22 protein-coding genes are annotated in these 23421 nt (G+C 68.4%); 11 read left to right on the top strand and 11 right to left on the bottom strand.

Annotation, left to right across the window (positions count from 1 at the left end):
* Positions 1-33: 33 nt before the first annotated feature.
* The 4 genes from AB6807_RS30515 to AB6807_RS30500 form a co-directional block, all read right to left on the bottom strand.
* On the bottom strand, positions 34-1233 hold the full coding sequence (locus tag AB6807_RS30515; protein WP_371087497.1) for a CaiB/BaiF CoA transferase family protein: 1200 nt from the start codon (positions 1231-1233) through the stop codon (positions 34-36).
* Between the two features lie 10 nt (positions 1234-1243).
* Positions 1244-2134: a CoA transferase subunit A gene (locus tag AB6807_RS30510; RefSeq protein WP_371087496.1), complete on the bottom strand. Its 891-nt coding sequence runs from the start codon at positions 2132-2134 to the stop codon at positions 1244-1246.
* Positions 2135-2145: 11 nt separating this feature from the next.
* Positions 2146-2943 (bottom strand): CoA-transferase subunit beta, encoded by a 798-nt coding sequence (locus AB6807_RS30505; RefSeq protein ID WP_371087495.1) that lies wholly within the window; start codon positions 2941-2943, stop codon positions 2146-2148.
* Positions 2944-3078: 135 nt separating this feature from the next.
* Positions 3079-3987 (bottom strand): FadR/GntR family transcriptional regulator, encoded by a 909-nt coding sequence (locus AB6807_RS30500; RefSeq protein WP_371087494.1) that lies wholly within the window; start codon positions 3985-3987, stop codon positions 3079-3081.
* Between the two features lie 139 nt (positions 3988-4126).
* On the opposite strand from AB6807_RS30500, the gene AB6807_RS30495 reads away from it, so the two are divergent.
* The gene (locus AB6807_RS30495) at positions 4127-6400 is read left to right on the top strand and encodes an acyl-CoA dehydrogenase (RefSeq protein WP_371087493.1); all 2274 of its coding nucleotides are present in this window, start codon (positions 4127-4129) and stop codon (positions 6398-6400) included.
* Between the two features lie 6 nt (positions 6401-6406).
* Here AB6807_RS30495 and AB6807_RS30490 read toward each other — a convergent pair whose 3' ends face one another.
* A complete protein-coding gene (locus AB6807_RS30490; RefSeq protein ID WP_116911987.1) occupies positions 6407-7135 on the bottom strand; it encodes a GntR family transcriptional regulator in 729 nt (242 codons plus the stop codon).
* 148 nt (positions 7136-7283) lie between these two features.
* On the opposite strand from AB6807_RS30490, the gene AB6807_RS30485 reads away from it, so the two are divergent.
* On the top strand, positions 7284-8267 hold the full coding sequence (locus tag AB6807_RS30485; RefSeq protein ID WP_165840427.1) for a tripartite tricarboxylate transporter substrate binding protein: 984 nt from the start codon (positions 7284-7286) through the stop codon (positions 8265-8267).
* A 40-nt stretch (positions 8268-8307) separates the two neighbouring features.
* Here AB6807_RS30485 and AB6807_RS30480 read toward each other — a convergent pair whose 3' ends face one another.
* Positions 8308-9036, bottom strand: a complete 729-nt coding sequence (locus AB6807_RS30480; protein WP_371087492.1) for a nitroreductase — start codon at positions 9034-9036, stop codon at positions 8308-8310.
* 169 nt (positions 9037-9205) lie between these two features.
* Between AB6807_RS30480 and AB6807_RS30475 the strand changes: the two genes are divergently transcribed.
* From AB6807_RS30475 to AB6807_RS30440, 8 genes are read left to right on the top strand one after another with little or no spacing between them, the layout of a single operon-like run.
* The gene (locus tag AB6807_RS30475; RefSeq protein ID WP_371087491.1) at positions 9206-10525 is read left to right on the top strand and encodes a Rieske 2Fe-2S domain-containing protein; all 1320 of its coding nucleotides are present in this window, start codon (positions 9206-9208) and stop codon (positions 10523-10525) included.
* Positions 10522-11481: a 2Fe-2S iron-sulfur cluster-binding protein gene (locus AB6807_RS30470; protein WP_371087490.1), complete on the top strand. Its 960-nt coding sequence runs from the start codon at positions 10522-10524 to the stop codon at positions 11479-11481. Before AB6807_RS30475 ends, AB6807_RS30470 begins: the two co-directional genes overlap by 4 nt.
* A gap of 14 nt (positions 11482-11495) precedes the next feature.
* Positions 11496-12239 carry a FadR/GntR family transcriptional regulator gene (locus tag AB6807_RS30465; protein WP_371087489.1) on the top strand — a complete coding sequence of 248 codons (744 nt, stop codon included), beginning with the start codon at positions 11496-11498 and terminating at the stop codon, positions 12237-12239.
* Between the two features lie 48 nt (positions 12240-12287).
* Positions 12288-13268: a Bug family tripartite tricarboxylate transporter substrate binding protein gene (locus AB6807_RS30460; RefSeq protein ID WP_371087488.1), complete on the top strand. Its 981-nt coding sequence runs from the start codon at positions 12288-12290 to the stop codon at positions 13266-13268.
* 11 nt (positions 13269-13279) lie between these two features.
* Positions 13280-14572, top strand: a complete 1293-nt coding sequence (locus AB6807_RS30455) for a CaiB/BaiF CoA transferase family protein (protein ID WP_371087487.1) — start codon at positions 13280-13282, stop codon at positions 14570-14572.
* Entirely contained in the window at positions 14569-15750 is a 1182-nt protein-coding gene (locus AB6807_RS30450) for an acetyl-CoA acetyltransferase (RefSeq protein WP_371087486.1), read from the top strand. The genes AB6807_RS30455 and AB6807_RS30450 overlap by 4 nt, the downstream gene beginning before the upstream one ends.
* The gene (locus AB6807_RS30445) at positions 15747-16229 is read left to right on the top strand and encodes a Zn-ribbon domain-containing OB-fold protein (RefSeq protein WP_371087485.1); all 483 of its coding nucleotides are present in this window, start codon (positions 15747-15749) and stop codon (positions 16227-16229) included. Before AB6807_RS30450 ends, AB6807_RS30445 begins: the two co-directional genes overlap by 4 nt.
* Positions 16226-17308 carry a CaiB/BaiF CoA transferase family protein gene (locus AB6807_RS30440; protein WP_371087484.1) on the top strand — a complete coding sequence of 361 codons (1083 nt, stop codon included), beginning with the start codon at positions 16226-16228 and terminating at the stop codon, positions 17306-17308. Before AB6807_RS30445 ends, AB6807_RS30440 begins: the two co-directional genes overlap by 4 nt.
* A gap of 86 nt (positions 17309-17394) precedes the next feature.
* Here the strand turns inward: AB6807_RS30440 and AB6807_RS30435 are convergent, their stop codons facing one another.
* The 5 genes from AB6807_RS30435 to AB6807_RS30415 form a co-directional block, all read right to left on the bottom strand.
* The gene (locus AB6807_RS30435) at positions 17395-18357 is read right to left on the bottom strand and encodes an alcohol dehydrogenase catalytic domain-containing protein (protein ID WP_371087483.1); all 963 of its coding nucleotides are present in this window, start codon (positions 18355-18357) and stop codon (positions 17395-17397) included.
* Between the two features lie 70 nt (positions 18358-18427).
* Positions 18428-19153, bottom strand: coding sequence for an SDR family NAD(P)-dependent oxidoreductase (locus AB6807_RS30430; RefSeq protein WP_371087482.1), 726 nt, complete (start codon positions 19151-19153; stop codon positions 18428-18430).
* Positions 19150-19935, bottom strand: coding sequence for a citryl-CoA lyase (locus AB6807_RS30425; RefSeq protein WP_371087481.1), 786 nt, complete (start codon positions 19933-19935; stop codon positions 19150-19152). Before AB6807_RS30425 ends, AB6807_RS30430 begins: the two co-directional genes overlap by 4 nt.
* A 13-nt stretch (positions 19936-19948) precedes the next feature.
* Complete coding sequence (locus tag AB6807_RS30420; RefSeq protein WP_371087480.1) at positions 19949-21472, bottom strand: class I adenylate-forming enzyme family protein; 1524 nt, start codon at positions 21470-21472, stop codon at positions 19949-19951.
* Positions 21473-21499: 27 nt separating this feature from the next.
* The gene (locus AB6807_RS30415) at positions 21500-22489 is read right to left on the bottom strand and encodes a tripartite tricarboxylate transporter substrate binding protein (RefSeq protein ID WP_371087479.1); all 990 of its coding nucleotides are present in this window, start codon (positions 22487-22489) and stop codon (positions 21500-21502) included.
* A 105-nt stretch (positions 22490-22594) separates the two neighbouring features.
* Between AB6807_RS30415 and AB6807_RS30410 the strand changes: the two genes are divergently transcribed.
* On the top strand, positions 22595-23410 hold the full coding sequence (locus tag AB6807_RS30410; protein WP_371087478.1) for an IclR family transcriptional regulator: 816 nt from the start codon (positions 22595-22597) through the stop codon (positions 23408-23410).
* Positions 23411-23421 lie beyond the last annotated feature (11 nt).

Below are 23421 nucleotides of genomic sequence, written 5' to 3'. Positions count from 1 at the left end.
TGTCTCCTTTTCTTTTTTCACGAAAGCTCGGAATCAGCCGTGCACGTGCAGCGTACGGCTCTCCCGCAATGCGGCGACGCGCTCGTCGCTCAGGCCCAGCAGGCTGCCGAGCAAGGCCGGGCCGTCGCCGCCCAGCGCCGGCACGCTGTTGCGCGCATGCGCCGCCGTGCGGGCGAAGCGAAAGGCGGGGTTGGGAACCTGGAACGGTCCCGAGCCGTCGTCGATGGTCTGGAACGCGTGCCGCTCCTGCAGCGGCGGCAGCTGCATCGCCTCGCGCACGGTGAAGTAGCGCGAGCACGGCACGCCGGCCGCGTTCATGGTCGCCTCGCATTCGGCCGCGCTTTGCGGGCCGGCCCAGTCGTCCAGCAGCTGCATCAGCTCGCCCCAGTGGTGCTCGCGGTCCTGGCTGATCGCGAAGCGCGGGTCGGTGATCCACTCCGGGTGCCCGGTGCCGCGCGCGAGCGCCTCGAAGTTGTTCTGGCTCACCGGCGCGATCAGCAGGAAGCCGTCCCTGGCCTTCGTGGGGCGGTAAAGCGGCCGGCGCCGCTCGGCCGGAAACTGCGCCTCCTGGCATTCGTACACCAGCATGCCGAGCATCGCGTCCATCAGCGACAGGTCGACGTGGTCGCCCTCGCCCGTGCGCGCGGCGCGAAACAGCGCGCTCTGCACGGCACCGAACGCCAGCGAGCCGCCCAGCACGTCGGCCACGAAGATGCCGTTTTTCAGCGGCCGCTCCACGTCGCCCTCCTGGTAGTCGAGGTTGGCCATGTCGTAGCCGCTGGCCGCGTGCAGCACCGGCGCGTAGGCGCTTCGGCCGGCCCAGTCGCCTTCCTGGCCAAAGCCCGAAATCGAGCAGTACACCAGCTTCGGGTTCAGCGCGGAGAGCGACGCGTAGTCGAGCCCGAGCCGCTTCATGACGCCAGGACGGTAGTTCTCGACCACCACGTCGCACTTCAGGACCATCTCGCGGATCAGCGCGATGGCTTCGGGCTTCTTGAGATCGAGCGCCAGGCTCTTCTTGCCGGCGTTGAGCTGCGCGAAGTAGGTGCTTCGGCCTTCGCGGCGCGGGGCGCGCAGGCGGATGTAGTCGCCCTCGGGCGGCTCGACCTTGATGACCTCCGCACCGAGGTCGGCCATGAGCCGCGTGCAGTAAGGGCCGGACATCATCGCGGTGAAGTCGAGGACGCGCACGCCGTCCAGGATGCCGGGCTTGGCGGCTGGGGTATTACTCATAGGGTGGCTCTCAGGCGAGGTTCGACTCGGACACGGCAAGCCCCGCGAGGCGGGACGCGCCGAGCGCATCGAGGTAGTCACCGTGGGCGCCTGCATCGCGGGCGTAGCGCTTCAGGTAAGCGGCGAAGGCTTCGTCGCTCACGCTGGCCTTCACGTACTCCTTCAGGTGGCGCTCGTCCGCGCGATACAGCGAGGGCGACGAGGTGGGGTGCGCGCCGTAAGGTGCTTCCACCACCGCATCGACCATCACGCTCGGCAGCTTGGTCAGGTGGTTCGAGCGGCGGATGGTGTCGCTCGACACGATGCGGTCGACCGAGACGATCACGTGGCACGATGCCTGCGCGAGCATGGCGTCGAAGAACGGCGTTGCCAGGTATTGCACGTTGCCGTATTCATCGGCCTGCTGAGCGTGCAGCAGGCACACGTCGGGCTTGATGGCGGCGGCGGCCAGCATCTTGCGCTCGCCGGGTTTCGACGGCAGCGGCGAATAGTGCTCCGGCGTGTGCCGCGGCAGGTCGGTGCCCAGGTCGGGAATGGCCGTCCATGGCATGTCGCAGATGCCGGCGCGCAGGCCGCCGGCAATGCCGGGGCCGTCGAGCTCGTACACCTTCAGCGTGCCGGCCTCGGCCTGGCGGCGAAAGTGCGGCGCCAGGCCGAACTGCTCGAAGCTGATGAACACGCAGGCGGTGCTGCGCGCGCAGCCGGCGCCGATCAGCATGTCGGGGGCGATGGAGCCGGGCGCGGGCACGAGGTCGAGGTTGCGCGCGCCCTTGCGGATGAGCGCACGCACCAGCGCCATCGGCTGCGCATTGAAGATCCAGCCGCCCAGGCCCACGCGGTCCCCGTCCTTGACGACCGCCACGGCCTCGTCCAGCGAAATCAGTTTGCTCTTGTTGCTCATGAGGCGCCTTGTCAGGGAAATTTGCGGCGAAGCGTGCCGCGGGTGTCTACGTGGGTGCGCAGCAGGTGCAACTCTTCTGCGGATGGCATCGCGGTAACGGGCGGCGTGCCGTCGACCCGCATTTCGAAGCCGGTGGCGGCATGGACCTGCTCGAGCGTCACGCCCGGGTTCAACGAGCGCACGCGCATGGCCTTGGAAACCGGCTCGAAGTCGAACACGCCCAGCGGCGACACCACGAGCTTCGGGCCGCCCGCGGGCAGGCCGGCCTCTTCGCGGGAGTTGCCGCCTTCCATGTGCCCGGGGCCGCAGAGAAAGTCCACGCGCGGCACGAAGGCGCTCTTATCGTGGCGCGTGAGCGCCACGTAGAAGCGCTTGGCCAGCCCGCACAGTGCGCTGATGCCGACCGTGCCGGGGCCACGCACCTTCGGCTTTGCGTGGTCGCCGACCACCACCGTGTTGATGTTGCCGAAGCGGTCGACCTGCAGCGCCGACAGGATCGCGAAGTCGAAGAAGTGGATCTTCCAGTCGATGAAGTCGATCATGTTGGGAAGGTCCATCCAGGCCTCGGAGGACTCGATGTTCTCCGAGTCGGCGGTGGACAGCAGGTGGTTGCGCACCGGGTTGACCATGCCCCCGGGGCCCGAGATCCACCACAGCCGCGGCGCCTGCATTTTTCGCGCGAGGTTGCAGGCGGCCAGCTGGATGTCGGAGTTGGTTCCGATGATGACTTTTTCGCCATCCTCGAAATCACGCGCCAGCAGCACGGCGAGCAACTCTCCCGTCGAAGGCTTGTCGTTGTCTTGCGTCATAAAACCTATTTTTGGTTGAACCATTGCTAAATGCTAGAAATTCAACGGCGCGCTGTCAAGCGGGATTGGCCTCGGGTCGGGCAAAAAAAACCGCTCGCGTTTCGGCGAGCGGTTGGAAATTGGAGGCGGCAGAAGCTAGCGCGGCGTCTTCGCTGCTGGCTTGGCCGCGGGCTTGGGCGCCGGCTTGTCGACCGGCTTGGCTGCCGGCTTGGCTGCAGGCTTGGCAGCGGACTTGGCGCGTGTCTTCGCAGCGGCCGGAACCGCCTCGGCCTCCTGCGCATCGCCCCCCTCGATCTTCGACAGGTAGCTGCGCTGCAGGCGCTTGAGGATGGACTCCATCTCCGCCACAGCGGCGTCCGAATCGCGTGCGGCAAGATGCTTCACGAAGCGGCGGCGAGACGGCAGCACGTAGGCGTTCTCGTAGTGGCCGACCTGGCCGATGAACTCCGCCAGCACGTTGAGCACGCCGTTCATCACGATCACCATGATCGGGTTGCCGGTCATGCGCGCCAGGATGCGGTGGAACTCGAGGTTGGTGGCGGCGCGCGCGGGAAAGTCGTCCTTGCGCGTCGCCTCCTCGGCCGCGTCAATGTTGCTGCTCAGCGCCTCGATGTCGGCCGGCGTGGCGCGCACGCAAGCCTCGCGCACCAGGATCGACTCGAGCCAGATGCGCGCCTCGGTCAGTTGCTCGGGCTGGATGGCGCCCATGTGGTACATGTCCATGAGCCCCGTGGCGATCGCGTCGCCGCTGCGCCCGCTGATGAAAGCGCCGCCGGTCGCGCCCTTCTGCAGCCGGATGAGCCCGGCGTGCTCCAGCGAGCGAAGCGCTTCGCGCAAGGTGTTGCGCGACACGCCGAACTGCTCGGACAGCGCACGCTCCGACGGCAGCCGCGTGCCGACCTTGAGCCGCCCCTGCGCGAGCTCGGTGCGTATCTGCTGGGCAATTTCCTCGAAGGCTCGCGCCGAGCGGATGACCTGGAACTTCGCGGCCGACACCGGCGCGGCGGCCTGCGGCTGCGTGGGTTGCGATTCTTTGGCGTTCATGTTGTTTCTCCCGGAGAACCCGTAAAAAGTTGGACCTTTGAGCCAATGATAAATGCGCGGATTTGCGCTGCCGCGTGTTTTCTCCTCTCTGCGTCTGTTCACAATGGTTGTACCATTGATGTTATTTCAGGAGAAACCGATGATGCAGCACGACCTGCCCAGTGACGAAGAACGCGCCATGCTGCGCGATTCGGTGCGCGGCTTTCTGGCCAGGCACTGGCCCACGGCCACCGCAGTGGAATGGGCGAAGGACCCCGAACGTGTGAAGGACACCTGGCGCCAGCTCGCCGACCAGGGCCTGACGGCGCTCGGCAGCGACCGCAGCGAGGGCGGCTTGCGAGAGATCGCGATCACGATGGAGGAAATGGGACGCGCCGCCTGCCCGGTGCCGCTGCATCACATCGCGCTGCTCCACCTGGCGAATCTGCGCACAGCGGCCGGCGACGAACACGCGCTGCTCGACGCGGCGCGCAGCGGCGACGCGCGCGTGGTGCTGGCACTCGGCGCCTTCGACGGCGACCGCAGCGCGGGCAGCGCCACCCTGGCCGGCAACGCCGTGTCCGGCGAGCTTTCTTTCGTCGAGATGGCGGACAGCGCCACGCATTTCGCGGTCGCGATCGCTGACACAGGGGCGGTCACAGGCACGGCAGCCGGTCCCGGCCTGGCACTGGTCGACGCCAGCGCCCCAGGCGTGCGCATCGACGCCACGCCGGCCATGGGCGCCAGCGGCATGTGCCGCGTCACGCTGCACAACGTGCCGGCCACGCTGCTCGCGGTGACGGCCCAGGCGCTGGCCGACCTTCAGCTCATGAGCCGCCTGGCGCTGTGCGCGCGCGCCGGGGGCGCCGCGGCGCGTGCCTTCGAAATGGCGGTCGCGTACGCCGGCGAGCGCAAGCAGTTCGGCCGTTTGATCGGAAGCTTCCAGGCCATCCAGCACAAGCTCGCCAACAACCAGATCGCGCTGATGGGCACGCAGCTCACGTTGGCCAATGCCGCGCGGCAGCACGACCTCGGCACCGAAAACTGGCGCGTCTTCGCGCACGCCGCCTGCGCCGTCGCCGGCAGCACGCTGCGCCAGGTGGCGCTCGAGAACCAGCACACCTTCGGCGCCATCGGCTACAGCGAAGAGCATGAGGCGCCGCGGCACTTCAAGCAGGTTCACCTCGACGTGCTGCGCCATGGCGGCATGCGCCGTGCCAAAGAGGAACTGGCCGACTACTTCCTGGGCGACGTGCCCCACGCGCTGCCCGAATACGACCTCGGTCCCCAGGGCAACGCGTTCCGCGAAGAGGTGCGCGCCTGGCTGAAGGTGCACTGGTCGGGCGAGCGCAAGGCGGCGCACGACCGCCTGGGCTTCAAGCAGCGCGAGTACGACCGCGACTTCGCGCGCGACCTCGGGAAAACAGGCTGGATCGGGCTGGGCTGGCCCGAGCGATTCGGCGGCCAGGCGCGCGGTGCCTTCGAACAGCTCGCGTTCGTCGAGGAAATGGAGCGCGCCGAAGCGCCGCGTGCCGGCGCCCCCGTGCAGGCGGCCATGCTGCAGGTGCACGGCACGGCGGCGCAGCAGGACCGCTACCTGCCGCAGATCCTGCGTGGCGAGGCCATCTACGGCATGGGCTACAGCGAGCCCGATTCGGGCTCCGACCTGGCCTCGATGCGCACGCGCGCCGTGCGCGACGGCGACCACTACGTCATCAACGGCCAGAAGATCTGGACCACCACCTACTGGGGCGAGTACATGCTGCTGGCCACCCGCACCAACCCCGACGCCAGCCCGCCGCACGCCGGCCTGAGCCTGTTCATCGTGCCGATGGACACGCCCGGCATCACCGTCAAGACCTCGACCACCATGTACGGCGGCAGCTTCGCCAACGTGTTCTACGACAACGTGCGCGTTCCGGCCGACGCGATGGTCGGCGAGCTGAACGGCGGCTGGAAGGTGCTGGTGGGTGCGCTGGCCACGGAGCGCGGCTTCATCGGCGGCGGCATCGTGATGAAGGTGGCGCACGCCTTCGAGCTGCTGTGCGACTACATCCGCGGCGCGCAGCTGGACGGGCGCGCGATGCGGCTGGACCCGCTGGTGCGCGGGCAGATCGGCGAACTGGCGTCGCAGATCGAGGTCGGGCGCCAGATGATGATGCACTGCGCCGAGCGTGTGGACGCAGGCGAAACGCCGTTGCACGACGCGGCCGCCAGCAAGGTTTACTCGGGTGAACTGATGGAGCGCTTCGGCGAGGTGGCGCTCGACATTCTCGGCATCGAAGGGACCTTGTCGGAAGGCAGTGCCGGCGCGCTGCTCCAGGGCCGGATCGAGCAGAACCTGCGCCATTCGCTGATGTGGGTGATCAGCATCGGCACCAACGAGATCCAGCGAACCTTGATCGCCCAGCGCGGGCTCGGCCTGCCGCGCTGAAGCGGCTCAGCGCGGCGTCTTCTTGCGCTCCATGTCCTCCAGCAGGAGGTGCAGCGCGGTCAGGTGCTTGGCCAGCGCCGCGCTGGCCTTGGGCGCATCGCGCTCGCGCATGAGGCGCAGCACCTTGCGGCGCACCTGCACCACGTTGCTGTGCGGCGCCTGCAGCTGCGCGATGAGGCCGCGCAATATCTCCGACAGCGCGTCGATCAGCATCACGATCACTTCGTTGTGCGTCGCGCGGCCGATGAGCCGGTAGAACTCGGTGATGAGCGCGCTGTCGCGCACCGGCTTGCCCTGCCTGACCAGCTCCGCGAAGCGGTCGATGTCGGCCTCGATGGCCGCAAAGTCTTCTTCGGTCGCGCGCTCGCAGGCCAGCTTGATCGCCAGGTCGCACAGCAGGATGCGGGCCTCGGTCACGTCCGACACCGGCACCTGGTTGAGCGCCACCATGTCGCGCACCGCCTGCGTGATGCCGTCGGGATGCGACTGCTTGATATAGAAGCCGCCGTTGATGCCGGTCAGCGCCTCCACCATGCCGGCCATCTCGAGGCTTCGCAATGCCTCGCGCACGCCGCTGCGGCTCACGCCGAACTGCTCCGACAGTTCCTTTTCGCTGGGCAGCCTGTCGCCGGCGGCGAGTTGCCCGTCCGCCAGCTGCTGGCGGATCTGGTCGCAAATGGCTTCGAATGCGCGGCGCATGCGCACGGGTGCAAAAACGGGGGTGGTTTCCGACATGGCTTTTTCCTCCTCTGGGTCACGAACGATGAAAGCGCTGGGCTCGGAGCCGATAGTGTGCCCGCCCGGGCAGGTGCGGATTGACCATTGTCGCAGAATTAATTATGGTTCAACCAATGAAAATGCAAGACAAACCAGGAGACATCCGATGAACACTTCGCGCCGCCAGACTCTCGCAACCGGTCTCGCCACCGGCCTCTCCATCGCCGGCATCGCCGCACTGCCCTCGTTCGCCTGGGCCGACCCGGCCTATCCGAACAACGTCGTCAAGTTCATCATCCCGACGCCGGCCGGCGGCGGGCACGACACGATGATGCGGGTCATCGGGCAGAAGCTCACCGAGGCCTGGGGCCAGCCGAGCATCGTCGAATCGAAAGCCGGCGCGAGCGGGGCCATCGCGGCCGCCACCGTGGCCAGGGCGACGCCCGACGGCTACACGCTGCTGGTCAACTACAGCGCGCTGATCAGCAACCTGGTGCTGCAACCCACCCAGACCTACAAGATGTCGGAGCTCGCGCCCATCAGCATGCTGGCGCTCACGCCCATCGCCATCGGGGTGCGCGAATCGCTGAACATCAAGACGCTCAAGCAGCTGGTGGACCTCGCCAAGAGCAAGCCCGGCAAGATTTCCTACGGCTCGTACGGCCCCGGATCGGGCGGCAACTTTGTCGGCGAGCTCCTCAACATGACGGCCGGTATAGACACGGTGCATGTGCCCTACAAGGGCGAGGCACCCGCGCTGCAGGACCTCATTGGCGGCCAGATCGATACCGCAGTCGTCTCGCTGGGGGGCGTTTCCCGCTACCCGGGAAAAATTCGTGCGCTGGCGGTTGCAAGCCCGACCCGGTTTCCCTTGTACCCCGACGTACCGACCTTCGCCGAGGCCGGCTACCCCGATGTCGTGATGCCGGGTTTCGGCGCGCTGTTTGCGCCGGCCGGAACGCCGAAGGCGATCATCGACAAGCTCTCGACCGAAATGGCGCGCATCGTGAAATTGCCTGACGTGGCTCCCAAGCTGCTGGAGCTGGGCTTCGAGCCCGCGGGGTGGGGGCCGGCCAAGCTCTCGGCCTTTCTCACCGAGCAGCTGGAGCTGACGAAAAAGCTGGTGGCCACCGGCCGCATCAAGCTCTGAGCGGCGCTCGCGGCCCCGGGCTGCTGGGCAACCGGCTTGCTCAGTCGATCCAGCGGCTCGCCTCGCCAAGGGTGGCGCGCGTGGTGCGGAACTTGTTCGCGGGATGCGCCGGGTCTTCGTAGCCGAAGGAGATGCCGCACACCACCTGGCGGTCTTCGGGAACATCGAACCAGCGGTGCAAAAACTTCGCGCGCGAAGCAACTGCGGCCTGCGCGATGCTCGCGACGCCGCGCGCCCGGGCGGCCAGCATGAAGTTGCTGACGTAGGCGCCGCAGTCGAGAACGCCGTAGGTGCCCAGCACCGCCTCGGTGGTGACCAGCGCCATGTGCGGCGCGCCGAAGAAGCTGAAGTTCAGCTCCGCCTGCCGCGCCGAGGCCTCGCGGTCGCCATGCGCGATGCCCACGCTGTCGTACAGCTGGAAGCCGCATTCGCGGCGGCGCTCGCGGTACACGCCGCGGTACTCGGCGGGCGGCGCGATGTCGAAGGACGGGTCGGCCGATGCCTCGGGCGTGGCCATGGCCTGGCGCAGGCGCTCGGTGGCGGCCGCGCTGGTCACCGCGATCTGCCAGGGCTGCGAGTTGCACCACGAGGCAGTGCGCTGCGCGGCCCGCAGGATGGCGTCGATCACGTCGCGCGGCACGGGCTCGGCAAGGTAGCCGCGGCAGCTGTAGCGGGCGTCGAGCACGGCGTCGAAGGCGGCGGCTTGCGAGCTGCCGGCGGTACTGGCGGCATTGGCGGTATCCGGGGCGTTTCTTGTCTCACGGTCCATCGACAAAGCTCCTATGGTTGATCCATTATAAAGGTTATTGGGTTTCGAGCTTTACAGGACCTGCCGCCGAAAGCTAGCATTGGTTCTACCAATTTGGTCATCCAAAGTGGACACACCAAAACCAGGACCTGTGTCCGCCCCGCACCTGCCCCATAAGGAATCTGCTTCCATGCTTTCCCACGAAGACAACGAAACCCTGGTCCGCGTCGGCGCCGGCACCCCCATGGGCCAGCTGATGCGCCTCTACTGGATTCCCTTCCTGCCCAGCCGCGACCTCCAGGCCGACGGGCAACCCCAGCGCGTGCGCCTGCTGGGCGAAGAGCTGCTGGCGTTTCGCGACAGCGAAGGCCGCATCGGCCTGATCGACCATGCCTGCCCGCACCGCGGCGCGCCGCTGGTCTTCGGGCGCAACGAAGACTGCGGTGTTCGCTGCATCTACCACGGCTGGAAGTTCGGCGTGGACGGCCATGTGCTCGACACCCCGGCCGAGCCCGCGCAGAGCCGGCTGAAAGACACGGTGCAGATCAAGAACTACCCCTGCCGCGAGCGCAACGGCATCGCCTGGACCTACATGGGCCCCGACCGCGACAACCTGCCGCCGCTGCCCAACCTGGAGTGGAACCTGGTGCCCGAGGAAAACGTGTACGTGAGCTTCCGCGTGCAGGAGTGCAACTGGCTGCAGGCGGTGGAAGGCGAGATCGATTCGGCGCACGCACCCATCCTTCACGGGCGCATCGACCAGCAGGGCGCCATCAGCGACTGGACCGCCAAGAAAGACCTGCGCCCCACCTTCGAGTGCAAGCGCCAGGACTTCGGCATGAGCGTGGCGTCGAAGCGCGTGCTCGACGAGCGCACGCACTACTGGCGCGTGAACCAGTTCCTGCTGCCCTTCTACACGCTGGTGCCGCCGCAGTCGCAGTACCCCGAGCTCAGCGGCCACGCCTGGGTGCCGCTGGACGACCACCACACGCTGTGCATCATGTTCTCGTACCACCCGACGCAGCCGTTCTACGAAAAGACCCGCAAGATCTTCGACAACGGCCACGCCGGCCGCGAGACCGGCCACCCGAGCGTCAACGCCTATGCGCCGCGCCCGCCCACCGAGCCCTACGCGAAGTACTGGACCAAGTTCAACCTGCAGAGCGCGTTCCTCTTCAACTACGACGCGCAGACCAAGACCTGGTTCTCCGGCCTGCCCGGGCTGTGGGTGCAGGACGCGGCCTGCCAGTCGGGCGTGGCGCCGATCTACGATCGCTCTAAGGAACACCTGGGCATGAGCGACACCGGCATCGCGATGACGCGCCGGCTGTTGCTGGAAACCGTGCGCAATCTCTCGGTGCGGCAGCAGCGCCCGCCGCGCATCGAAGACCCCGACCTGCCGATGGTGCGCGCGGTGTCGCTCACGCTGCCGGCCAGCGAGTCGTGGAACGATTCCGGGCGCGAAGCGATGACCGCGCGGCTGGGCGCCGACTTCGGCTACACGCCATGAGCATGCCTGCTCCCATCGACCTGCGCCTGCGCCAGATCCGGCTGGAGGCCGAGGGCATCGCGTCGTACGAGTTCGTTTCGGCCAACGACGCCGCGCTGCCCGCCTTCACCGCCGGCGCGCACATCGACCTGCACCTGCCGCATGGCATGGTGCGCAGCTATTCGCTGGTCAACGCACCCTCCGACGGAGGCCGCTACGTGGTGGCGGTGCAGCGCGACGCCGAAGGCCAGGGCGGCTCCGCGTGGATGCACGCCACCCCGCGCGTGGGCGACCGCCTGCGCGCCACGCCGCCGAGCAACGACTTCGCCCTGGTGGAAGACGCGGCGCATTCCGTGTTCATCGCGGGCGGCATCGGCATCACCCCGGTCATGTCGATGCTGCGCCGGCTGCGCGAGGTGGGCAAGCCCTGGCGCCTGCACTACACGAGCCGTTCGCCGCGCGAGACCGCCTACGCCGACGCACTGCGCGCCATGGCGGGCGACGGGCGCGAGGTCGACTTCTGCTTCGGCTCTTCGCGCCTGGACCGGCTCGACATCGCCGCCATCGTGCGCGATGCGCCGCCCGGCACGCACCTGTACTGCTGCGGCCCGGCACGCATGATCGACGCCTTCCTCGCGGCCTGCGCCTCGCGGCCGGCGGGCACGGTGCATTTCGAGCGCTTCGCCGCCGCCAGCGAGGCGGCCACCGAAGGCGGCTACGACGTGGTGCTGGAGCGCAGCGGCCAGCGCCTTGCCGTGGCGCCGGGCAAGACCATTCTCGACACGCTGCTCGACCACGCCATCGACGTTCCGTACGCCTGCACCGCCGGCGTGTGCGGCACCTGCCGCACCAAGGTGATCGCGGGCGAGCCCGACCACCGCGACGACTTCCTGAGCGCCGAAGAAAAGCAGGCCAACGACAGCATCATGATCTGCTGCTCCGGCGCGCGCTCGAAGACGCTGGTGCTCGACCTTTGAGCGGCATGCACACCATGGCCACCAAGCTCGACCCCACCACCGAGGTGCAGGAACCCACCAGCGGACAAGGCGGCCAAGGTGGCCACGGCGCCATTGCCGGCATCCTGGCGTACCTGCGCGACCGCCGCCTGCAACCCGGCGACCGGCTGCCTTCGGAGCGCGACCTGGCCGAGCGGCTGGGCGTAGGCCGCAACGCCGTGCGCGAGGCGCTCGCCACGCTGGTCACGCTGCGCATCGTCGAGTCGCGGCCCAATTCGGGCATCTACCTGCGGCACGTGGAGCGCGAGGCCAGCTTCGAAGCGCTGGTGATGCTCACCGACATGGGCGGCACGCCCACGCCGGTCGAGGTGGCCGAGACGATGGAGGTGCGCGGTCACCTCGAGGTGCTGGCCGCCGGCCTCGCCTGCCAGCGCCGCACCGAGGCCGACCTGGAGCGCATGGAAGCCGTGCTGCGACGTACCGAAAAAGTGCTGGCGCAAGAAGGGAACATCGCCGCCGCCGACACCGAGTTCCACATCGCGCTGGTCGACGCCACGCACAACTCGGTGCTGGTGCGCGTGCTGCACGCCTTCTACCGTTTCACGGGCGAGCGCCGCCAGGCCATGTTCGAGGACACGGCACAGGGCAAGGCCTCGCTGCGCGACCACCGCCGGTTGTTCGAACACATCCGCGCACGCGATTCGGCCAAGGCGCAGTTGCTCATCCTGCGGCACATGGACCGCGCCCGCAGCTACTGGTCGACCGTGCTCGGCAACTGAGCCGAGCTGTACCAGCCCATGCATTCACGAAAACAAGGAGACCTCACCATGAAACCCGCATTCCTCCCCCGTCGCACGCTGCTGCGCACCGCATGCCTGTGGCTCGCCGCCGGCGTGTTGCCCGCATTCGCCCAAGGCACCTACCCGAGCAAGCCGATTCGCATGATCGTGCCGTACGCGGCCGGCGGCAGCACCGACCAGCTCGCGCGCGCCATCCAGCAATCGATGACCGAAACGCTCGGCCAGACCGTCATCGTCGAGAACAAGCCCGGCGCGGGCGGCACCATCGGGGTGGACTACGTTGCCAAGGCCCCGGCCGACGGCTACACGCTGGTGTTCGGCAACACCGGCCCCAATGCCGTGGTCGGGCTGATGCGCAAAGTGCCGTACGACGAGCTGAAAGACCTGCGGCCCATCTCCACCGTGGCCATCACGCCGATGATCTTGGCCGTGCCCGCCGACAGCCCGGCCCGGACGATGAAGGAGTTCCTCGCGTATGCGAAGAAGAACGGCACGTCGTTGAACATCGGCTCGGTCGGCAACGGTTCGCTATCGCACCTCGCGGCCGAATACTTCAACGAGGCCGCGGGCCTCAAGCTGCAGCACATTCCGTACAACGGCGGCGCGCCGATGATGACGGCCTTTGCCGGTGGCCAGCTGCAGGCCGCCTTCGTCACCGGGCTGGACGGCGCCACGCTCGTCAACTCGGGCAAGGTGCGCTACCTGGCGGTGGGCACGCTCAAGCCGACCGAAACGGTGCCGGGCCTGCCGACCATCGCGGACGACGTGCCGGGCTTCAGGAGCTCGGCCTGGTTCGGCGTGCTTGCGCCCAAGGACACGCCGCAGGACATGATCGCCAGGCTGCAGGCCGCGGTAAGCACCGCGGTCGCGCGCCCCGAGGTGCGAAAGATGTTCTCCGAGCGCAACGTGGAGGCGCGCAGCAGCACGCCGCAAGAACTCGAAAAGCTCATTCGCGACGAAATGTCGCAGTGGGGCCCGGTCGTGCGCAAAGCCAACATCCAGATGTGAGAACCACCTTCATGCTTGAAAACCTCGAAACCGACTTTCCCGAACACACGCCCCGCCCCGCGGGCGCCCCGCAGGCGCTCGAAGGCATCAAGGTGGTCGACTTCACGCACTTCATCGCGGGCCCGTTCGCCACCATGATGCTGGCCGACATGGGTGCCGACGTATTGAAGATCGAGGCCCCCGGGCGGGGCGACGACTTTCGCCAGTACCCGCCGGTGCACCCCGAGCTGGCCCAGGGCGCGCCCTTTCTCTGGTCGAACCGCAACAAGCGCAGCGTGGCGCTCGACCTGAAGACGCCCGAGGGGCTGGAGGTGGCCCGCGCGCTGGTGGCCACGGCCGACGTGGTGGTCGAGAACTTTTCCACCGGCGTGATGGAGCGCTTCGGCCTGGACTACGAAAGCGTGCGCAAGGCCAACCCGGAGGTGGTGTATTGCTCGGTCTCGGCCTATGGACGCGAGGGCGCCTTTGCCGACCGGCTGGGCTTCGACCCCATTGCCCAGGCCGAGAGCGGCTTCGTGTCGATGAACGGCTATGCCGACCGCCAGGGCGTGCGCGCGCTGTCGCCGGTGATGGACATCAGCACCGCGATGATGGCGTCCAACGCCATCCTCGGTGCGCTGGTGGCGCGCGAGCGCACCGGGCACGGCCAGTCGATGGAAGTGGCGCTGTTCGACAACGCCGTGCTGATGACGGGCTACGCCACGCTGCAACATGTGTTCAGCGGCGCCGAACCCCAGCGCCACGGCAACACCAGCCCCGACACCTGCCCCTCGGGCGTGTTCGAGGCGCAGGACCGCTCGTTCTATATCAACTGCGGCAACAACAAGATCTTCCAGCGGCTGATGGCGCAGGTGATCGAGCGGCCCGACGTGGCCGACGACCCGCGCTTTGCCAACGGACGCGAGCGCTCCGCGCGTCGCGAGGAACTCTTCGCGCTGCTGGGCGAGGCCTTTGCATTACAGCCGTGGTCGCACTGGCAGGCGCGCATGCGCGCGGCCGGCGTGCCGTGCGGCGAGGTGCGCTCGGTGGGCGAGGCGATTCGCTCGCCGGAAGCGCGCGAGCGGCGGCTGGTCACGCGCATTCCGCATCCGGGCGTCGGCTGGGTGCCCAACATGGCGCTGCCCATCCGCTATGGCCGAACGCCCATCGCCGACCCGGTGGCGGCCCCCACCGTCGGGCAGCACACGCACGAGGTATTGCGCGAGGCGCTCGGCTACGACGACGCCCGGCTGGCGGTGTTGGCCCAGGCCGGCGCCTTCGGTCCACCGGCCGTGCGGCACGAGACCGCCGGCGCGCCGGCATGACGCCAAGGTCGCTGCGCGGGCGCGTCGCCATCGTCGGCATCGGCGAGACGCCGTACTACAAGCACGGCCAGTCGCCGGACGCCGAGTTCAAGCTGGCGCTGAAAGCCATCCTCGCGGCCTGCGCGGACGCGGGCATCGACCCGAGGGACATCGACGGCTTTGCCTCGTACAGCGACGACCGCAGCGACGCATCGCGGCTGGCGGCCGCGCTGGGCACGCACCGCCTGCGCAGCGCGACCATGCAATGGGGTGGTGGCGGCGGCGGGTGCTGCGCGGCCGTGGCCAACGGCGCGGCGGCCATCGCGGCCGGGCTGGCCGACTGCGTGGTGGTGTTCCGCGCGTTGGCGCAGGGGCAGAGCGGCCGTTTCGGCCAGGTGCAGGGCCTGGACACCATCTCCGGCGAAAAGGCCTACCTGATGCCCTACGGCGTGCTCTCGCCGCCGCAACGCTTCGCCATGCGCGTGCGGCGCTTCATGCACGAGCACGGTGTGCGGCAGGAGGCGATGCGCGCCATTGCCATGGCCTCCTACCACCACGCGCAAGCCAACCCGCGCGCCGTGATGCACGGCAAGCCGCTGGACGCGGCCACGTACGACGCCTCCCGCTGGATTGCCGAGCCCTTTCACCTGTACGACTGCTGCATGGAAAACGACGGCGCCGCGGCCATCGTGCTGGTGGCCGCCGAGCGCGCGAAAGACTTCGCGCGCAAGCCCGCCTACCTGCTCGGCGCGTCGGCCGGCTCGGGCTACCGCGCCGGCGCCATTCCGCACAACGCGCCGGACTACGCGAGCGCGAGCTTCACCACCGTGGCACCCGAGCTGTACGCCATGGCCGGCATCACGCCCGCCGACGTCGGTGTGGTGCAGAGCTACGAGAACTTCACCGGCGGCGTGGCGATGGCGCTGGCCGAACACGGCTTCTTCCGCCCCGAAGAGGCGAACGAATTCCTCACGCTCGACAACCTGCTCGCGCCCACGGGCCGGCTGCCGCTGAACACCAGCGGCGGCAACCTGGCGGAGTGCTACATGCACGGCTTCGAACTGGTGCTGGAGGCCGTGCGCCAGGTGCGCGGCACCTCCACCAGCCAGGCCCGGCGCAGCGATGTGGCCCTGGTGATCGGCGGGCCGATGGTCACGCCCGTGAGCGACCTGCTGCTGGCATCGGAGAACGTGCTGTGAACGACACGACGACAACGCATTACCTGCCGCCCGGCTTGCCGGTTCCGGTGCCGGAGCCCGACGGCCTCTCGGCGCCCTACTGGTCGGGCCTGCGCGAGGGCCGGCTGCGCGTGCAGCACTGCGCCGCATGCGGCACCTGGCAGTTCGGCCCCGAGTGGCTGTGCCACCGCTGCCACGCGTTCGACCCAGCCTGGGAAGAGGTGGCGCCGCGCGGGCGCATCTTCAGCTGGGAGCGCGTGTGGCACCCGGCGCATGCGGCGCTGAAAGGGCACGGCGCCTACCTGGTCGTGCTCGTCGAGCTGCCCGAGGCCGGCCACGTGCGAATGGTCGGCAACCTGCTGGGCGACCCGATGCAAACGGTGGACATCGGCACCGAGGTCGAGGGTGTGTACGAGCATCACCCGCTAGCACAACCTCAACCGGCGTTCTCGCTGCTCCAGTGGCGACTGAAGGGTGCGTCATGCGAGAGCGCGTCATGAGCGGGCCCCTCGCGGGCCTGAAGGTCGTCGAGTTCGCAGGGCTCGGCCCCGGCCCCTTCGCGTGCATGCTGCTGAGCGACATGGGCGCCGACGTGGTCACCATCGACCGGCCTGGCCGCAAGCTGGGCGACCGCACCGACATCACCGGCCGGGGCCGCAGCGTGGTGCTGGCGGACCTGAAGAGCCCCGAGGCGCGCGCGGAGGTGCTGCAGCTCCTAGCCCACGCGGACGTGCTGGTCGAAGGCTTCCGCCCCGGCGTGATGGAGCGCCTGGGCCTGGGGCCTGATGTGCTCGCGGCGCGCAACCCGCGCCTGGTCTACGGCCGCATGACCGGCTGGGGCCAGCACGGACCGCTGGCGCAGTCGGCGGGCCACGACATCAACTACATCGCGCTGACCGGCGCCCTGCACGCCATCGGCCCCGCCGGTGGCGCGCCGGTGCCGCCGCTCAACCTGGTCGGCGACTACGGGGGCGGCAGCCTGTACCTGGTCGTGGGCATCCTGGCGGCGCTGCACGAGGCCAGGCGCTCGGGGCGCGGGCAGGTGGTCGATGCGGCCATCACCGACGGCGTGAACTCGCTCATGAGCCTGTTCGCCACCAGCGCCCTGCGCGGCAATTTCGTGGAGCAGCGCGGCCACAACGCGCTGGACGGCGGCGCGCCGTACTACGGCACCTACGCGACGGCCGACGCACGGCATGTGTGCATCGGCCCCATCGAGCCGCAGTTCTTCGCGGACCTGTGCCAGCGCCTCGGCGTGGACCCCGACCTGCGCGACGCACAGAACGACCGGGCGCGCTGGCCCGCGTTGCGTGCCGAGCTGGAGCGCAGCTTTCTGACCCGCACGCGCGATGAATGGACTGCACTGCTCGAAGGGAGCGACGCCTGCTTCGCGCCGGTGCTCGCGCTCGGCGAGGCACGCGATCATCCGCACCAGGTCGCGCGCGATGCGTTCATCGATGTGGACGGGGTGGCGCACCCTGCGCCGGCGCCGCGCTTTTCGCGAACGCCTTCGAAGATCCAGGGAGCGGCACCGTCAGAGGCGCAGCGTGTATCAGCAATCTTGTCGCGCTGGAGCTGAGCCATGCGATGTGTCTGGCGGGGCCGCTGCGTGCGGACGTGATTGGCGTGAGCCGCCCAACGGCCGCCTCCCTGTCCCATCGCGCATCAGTGCGTCACGACAATCTTTCCCACTTGCTGGTTGTTCTGCATTGCTTCACGCGCCGCAAGCATTTCAGGGAAAGCAAACCGCGCGGCGATGGGGTAGCGTATCGCTCCGCTCGACAAGAGGGGAAGCACATCACGGGTGGCACCGGCGATGATGCGCGACACATCGTCGTGGCCGCGCGTGCGAAACGTGGCGCCAACCAAGTGCATGCGCTTGTAGCTGATGCGGTCCAGGTCGATTTCTCCCTGCAGGCCGCCCAACCGGCCCACGCTGACCCACCGCGCACCGACCGCCGCCAGATCCAAATGCAAACCGATTTGTGGTCCCCCGACGAAGTCCACCAGAATATCTGCGCCCTTTCCGCCGGAGACCTCGTCCACCAACGACTTCACGGCCTCGGGCGCGGCCTCCACGGGATGCTGCAGACCGAGCGCCGACAGCACGCGCAGCTTTCGAGCAGCGGTCGAGCTTCCGACGACCGCACGGGCGCCAAGCGCCTGGGCGATCTGCCAGCTCATCACCCCGACGCCAGACGATGCGGCATTGACGTAGACGACCGCACCAGGCGCAATTCCTGCGCTCGACAGCGCGTCGTAGGCCGTAAGAACCGACAGCGGAAGGCTTGCGGCAGTTGCCCAGTCCATCGTGCCGGGCACTCTCATGAGCCGTTGCTGGTTGGCCACCACGTACTCCGCGTAGCTTCCGCTGCATAGTCCCATGACACGGTCGCCAGCTTCGAAGCCGACAACGTCCGGGCCGACGGCCACGACCTCGCCGGCCATCTCCAGGCCGGGCGGCTGTGGCGATGCACCAGAGGGCGCCGCCAGTTTCATTTCAGCTCGATTGAGTCCGAGTGCTCTCACGCGAACCAGCAACTCACCCGGTGCTGGCGTGGGCTGCGGCAGATCTGCCAACTTCAGTTGCAGCTGCGCATCGCAAAGCTGAGGAATCCATGCTTTCATTTTTCGTCCTTGCCAGTTTGGCTGAATGACAATTTCGCAACCCGCTCCAGCGGGACCGATGCGAAGGCGTTCACGATGCGAGCCCCACGGTCATGCCGCCGCACACATACACCACCTGGCCGGTGACGAAGCCCGCGCGCGCGTCCAGCAACGACGCCACCATGTGCGCCACCTCCGACGGTCGGCCCATGCGGCGCAGCGGAATCGCTTCGAGGATGGCCAGCGTCTGCGGCGCGCCCGGTGGGTTGGCGCGGTCGAACAGGTCCGTTGCGATCGGTCCGGGCCCGACGGCGTTGACGCTGATGCCGTCCGAGCCGAGCTCCAGCGCCAGGGTGCGCGTGAGTCCGTGCAGCGCGGCCTTGCTCGACGCATAGGCCACGCGCTCGCACTTGCCCAGCGCCGCGCGGCTCGATACGTTGACGATGCGTCCGAACCCCGCTGCACGCATCGACGGCAGCAGGGCCTGCACGCAGGCAATGCAGCTGGCCACGTTCAACGCCATCACGGCTTGCAGGTCGGCCGCGGTGACGTGATCGATCGAAGCGGGCCGCACGATGCCGGCGTTGTTCACCAGCCGCGTTACCGGCTGCTGCGCCACGACGCCGGTCAACGCCGCGCGCAGAGCGGCTTCGTCGGTGAGGTCGACGCGCACGAAGGTCTCGTGTTCCATCGGCTCCACGGGTTCGACGAGGTCGAGATTGAAGACCCGGTAGCCGTCCTGTGCCAACCGCACGACCGTGGCGCGGCCGATGCCGTTGGAGCCGCCCGTGACCACCACGGCGTCGCGCGGGCTCATCGCTGGCCTCCCGGCAGCCTGGCCTCGCCGGCGTAGGGAATGGCGTGTTCGACGGTTTCCCAGATGAAACGCCCGGTCGGCTCCTGTTGCTCTTCCGCAATGTGCGCGACCAACCCCGCCGCACGCGAGATGACCGCGAAGCCCCGCATGATGCCCGTCGGCACGCCGATTTCGCCGAGCAGCGCCGCCACTGCGCCGGTGGCGTTGAGCGTGATCGGTCGGCCTGCCACTTCGTCGACGGCGCTCGAGAGCTGAGCCAGGGCGCGCAGCTTGTCGCCGGCCAGTTCGGGCTCGGCGCGCGCCAGGTCGAGCAGCTTGTAGGCGCGCGGGTCCACCGGCTTGTGCAGGTGATGGCCGAAGCCCGGCACGGCGCTCTTCAGGCCCTTGCAGTGGCGCGCTATCTCCAACGCCTCGGCCTGCGGGTCGGCCGCGCACTGGATGCGCTCGAGCAGGCGCGCGCAGTTCTCCATGGTGCCGACGAACTGGCTGCCCACGGCCAGCAGGCCTGCAGACACCGCTCCCTGCAGGTTCTCGGGCGCGCTCATGTAGATCAGTCGCGCCGCGATGGCGCTGGGTGTCAGGCCATGCTCCATCAGCACGATGAGGACGGCGTCGGTGATGCGCAGGTCGACGCCGCGCGGCTCGCGTCCCAGGATCTGCATCAGCATGACTTCGGTGAAGGTCTTCTTGCCCAGGAGGTCGTCCACGAGGTTGGCGTCGCGGTAGTGCAGGCTGGTCAAGGTGTGGGTGCACAGGCGGGTCACGGGAACAGGTGAGGACATGTTCGTTTTTCCTTCAAGCGTTGGGAATGGGGGCGCCGAGCACGCGCTCGCGCACTGCGTTCTTGAGCACCTTGCCCACCGGTGAACGGGGCAGGCTCTCGTAGAAGTGGATGTGCTTGGGCGTCTGCACCGGTCCGAGCTTCTCCCGCACGAAGGCGATGAGCTCGGCCTCGGCCGCTTGCTGCCCGGGGCGCAACTGCACAACGGCATGCACGGCCTCACCCCATTTGTCGTCGGGAATGCCGAACACGGCGCACTCGTGCACCGCATGGTGCTGGCCCAGCGCGTTCTCGACATCGATCGGATACACGTTGAAGCCGCCGGTGATCACCAGCTCCTTCAGCCGGTCTTTCAGGTAGAGAAAGCCGCGCTCGTCGAACAGGCCGCGGTCGCCGGTGTGCAGCCAGCCGTCGACAAGCGTCTCTTCGGTTTTCCCGGGCAAACGCCAATAGCCGGTCATGAGCAGTTCCCCGCGCGCCACCACCTCGCCCACCTCGCCGCGCGGCAGCAGGCGGCCATCGGGCGCCATGATGGCCACGTCGTTGAACCAGGCGATGCGGCCCACCGAGGCCCAGTTGCGCGCATCCTCGAAGTCGTCGGGGCGCATCACCGTCAGGATCTGCGGCGCCTCGGTCTGGCCGTAGGTCGTGCACAGAACCGGACCGAAGAAGGCGCGCACCTCGCGGATCTTCTCGGGCGGCATGGGGGCGCCACCGTAGATGAGCCGGCGCAGGCACGGGAAGTCGGCGCGCGACACGCCCGGCAGCGTCATCAGCATGTAGACCAAGGTGGGCGGCATGAAGCAGACTGTTCCCGCGCGGTCGCGGAACGCGCTGCGCACGGCTTCGGCACCGGCCTCGGCCAGCACCACGTGGCAACCGCCCTGCGCGAGGATCGGCACGATGTAGGACGAGGTTCCATGCGTGATCGGCGCGGCGAGAACGTAGCGCTCGTTCTCGTCGAAGCCCCAGGCCTGGATCTGGTTGGCGATGTTGGCCATCCATGCGCGATAAGGCTGCATCACGCCCTTCGGCGCGCCCGTGGTGCCGCCGGTGAACTTGATGGCTTGCGTGGCGTCGGCCGGCAGCGCGAACGACGGGCATGCCGCACCGTGGTGCCGGGCGGCCAGTTCGTCGATGCTCGGTTCAAAAGTGCTGCCAGCGGCACCGCGCGAAAAAATGCGGGCGGCCGGCGCGCCTTCCAACAGCTCGACGTACTCCGGGTCGACCACGACGATCGACGGCTGCGTGGCATCGACGATTCGCCGGATCTCGGAGCGCGTGCTGCGCGGATTGAGCGGAACCCAGACCTTGCCGCAGGCCAGGACCGCCAGCAGCGCCGTGATGTGCTCGGCGCTGTTCCTTGCGCAGATGCCGACGCGGCTCTGCGGCGCCGCGTCGAGCTCCACGAGCGCAGCGGCCAATGCGGCAACGCGGCGCGCGAGTGCGTCGTAGCGGATTTCGCCCTCCGGCGCGTCGATGGCGATGCGCTCGGGCCAGCGTTCGGCCGCGCGCCAGAAAAAATCGATGGGGTACATGAGCGGTGCAGTCCTTCTATGGTTCGTTCAGTCGGCGCGGGCGCCCGACGCCTTCACGGCACCGCGCCAGCGCGCAATTTCGGCGGCCGCAAAGCTGCGCAACTGTTCGGGCGTGCCGGGCTCCGGCTTCGCGGCCAGGTCGGCCAGGCGCTTGCGCAGATCGGGGGTGGCAAGCGCCTGGTTGAGTTCGGCGTTGATCTTGTCGACGACGGGCTTCGGCGTGCCCGCTGGCGCCGCCAGCGCAAACCACGCCTGCACGTCGAAACCTGGGTAGCCGGACTCCGCGACGGTGGGCACGTCGGGCAACAACGCCAGGCGCTCGGGGCCGGTGACGGCAATGGCCCGCAGGCGCCCGCCCTTCACGTGCGGCAGTGCCGAAGGCGCGTTGTCGAACATCGAATCGACCTGGCCACCGAGCAGGTCGGACACCGCAGGCGCGCTGCCGCGGTACGGCACGTGCAGCATGTTTCCCTGGGTGAGAAGCTTGAAGGTCTCGCCCGCCAGATGGATCGACGAGCCGCTGCCCGACGATGCGAAGGTGACGCCCTTGGGCTGCTCCTTCGCGTAGCGCACGTAGTCGGCCAGGGAATGCACGGGCAGCTTGGGGTTGACCACCAGGATGTTGGGCACCTTCGCAATCATTCCCACAGGTTCGAAGTCTTTTTGCGGGTCGTAGCCGAGCTTGCTGTAGAGCGAGGCGTTGATGGTGTTGGCGCTGGTGTAGAGGTAGAGCGTGTAGCCGTCGGCCGGGCTGTGCGTGACCACTTCGGCCCCCACGTTGCTGTTGGCGCCCGAGCGGTTGTCCACGATGAACGACTGCCCCGTCTGCTCGCCGAGCTTGAGCGCCACCAGGCGAGCGACGATATCGGTCGCGCCACCCGCGGCGTAGCCGACGACCAGCTTCACAGGGCGGCTCGGGTAGGTGTCGGCCAGTGCCGCCAACGGCAGCGCGGCGTTCAAGCCGAGGGCGGCGGCAAGCGCCAGGAAGCGCCGGCGCGGCGCGGTGTGCAAGTTCATGTCTGTCTCCGGTTTTTTAAAGTGCGATGCATGCCGTGCTTCCTCTGCGGCGGCCTTGCTGCGGCACACTGCGGACTGTGTTGACGACGAGCCGGATTCTTTGTGATGCCTTCCAAAGCCACCAATAAAAACGTCCGGTCAACGGACGTTGTTGAAGCAGCCGCCGAAGCGGCGGAAGCCGGCGGCCGGTCGCTCCGTCGCGGGCTGCAGGTGCTGGACGCGGTGCTGCTCGGCGGGCGCGAGGGCGTGCGCGTGATCGACCTGTGCCGCCAGTGCGAGCTGCAACGTGCTCCCATCTACCGGCTGCTCGCCACGCTGATCGACACCGGCTACGTCGCGCAACGCGGTCGCTTTCGCTATGTGCCCGGTCCCCGCGTGGCCGCGCTCGTCGCACCTTCGGACGAATCGCACCTCGCGGTGCGCCTGCAGCCGGTGCTCGCGCGCGTGAGCGCCGCGTGCGGCGACACGGTGTTCGCAATCCTGCGGGACGGAGACATGTCGCGCTGCATCGGACGACTGATGGGCGCGTACCCGGTGCAGGTGCTGTCGGTGCAGGTCGGCCAGCGCCAACCGCTGGGCGTGGGTGCCGCCGGACTCGCGTTGCTGGCGGCCCTGCCGCATGAAGAAGCCAGCGCGGTCACGGCGTCGAACACGCCCGCGCTTTCACGCTACGGCGGCATGACGCCGAGCCGGCTCGAACTGCTGGTGCGCGCCACGCGCGAACGCGGATGGTCGGTCGTGGGAAACCATGCGGTCAAGGGCGCGCTGGGCGTCGGCTTGGCGGTGATGGGCGCGGACGACACACCGGTGGCGGGCATCAGCGCGGTGTCGATCATCGGGCGCATGCCGAAGGAAAGACAACAGTTGATCGCGGGCATCATGCGCGACGCCGTGGCGTCGCTTCTGCCTCGGGGGCTTTGAGTGGCAGACGG

This window comes from Variovorax sp. RCC_210 (assembly GCF_041355175.1).
Taxonomy (GTDB): domain Bacteria; phylum Pseudomonadota; class Gammaproteobacteria; order Burkholderiales; family Burkholderiaceae_C; genus Variovorax.
Note: the sequence above shows the minus strand (reverse complement) of the source record. Positions and strands in the feature narration are given on the sequence as shown.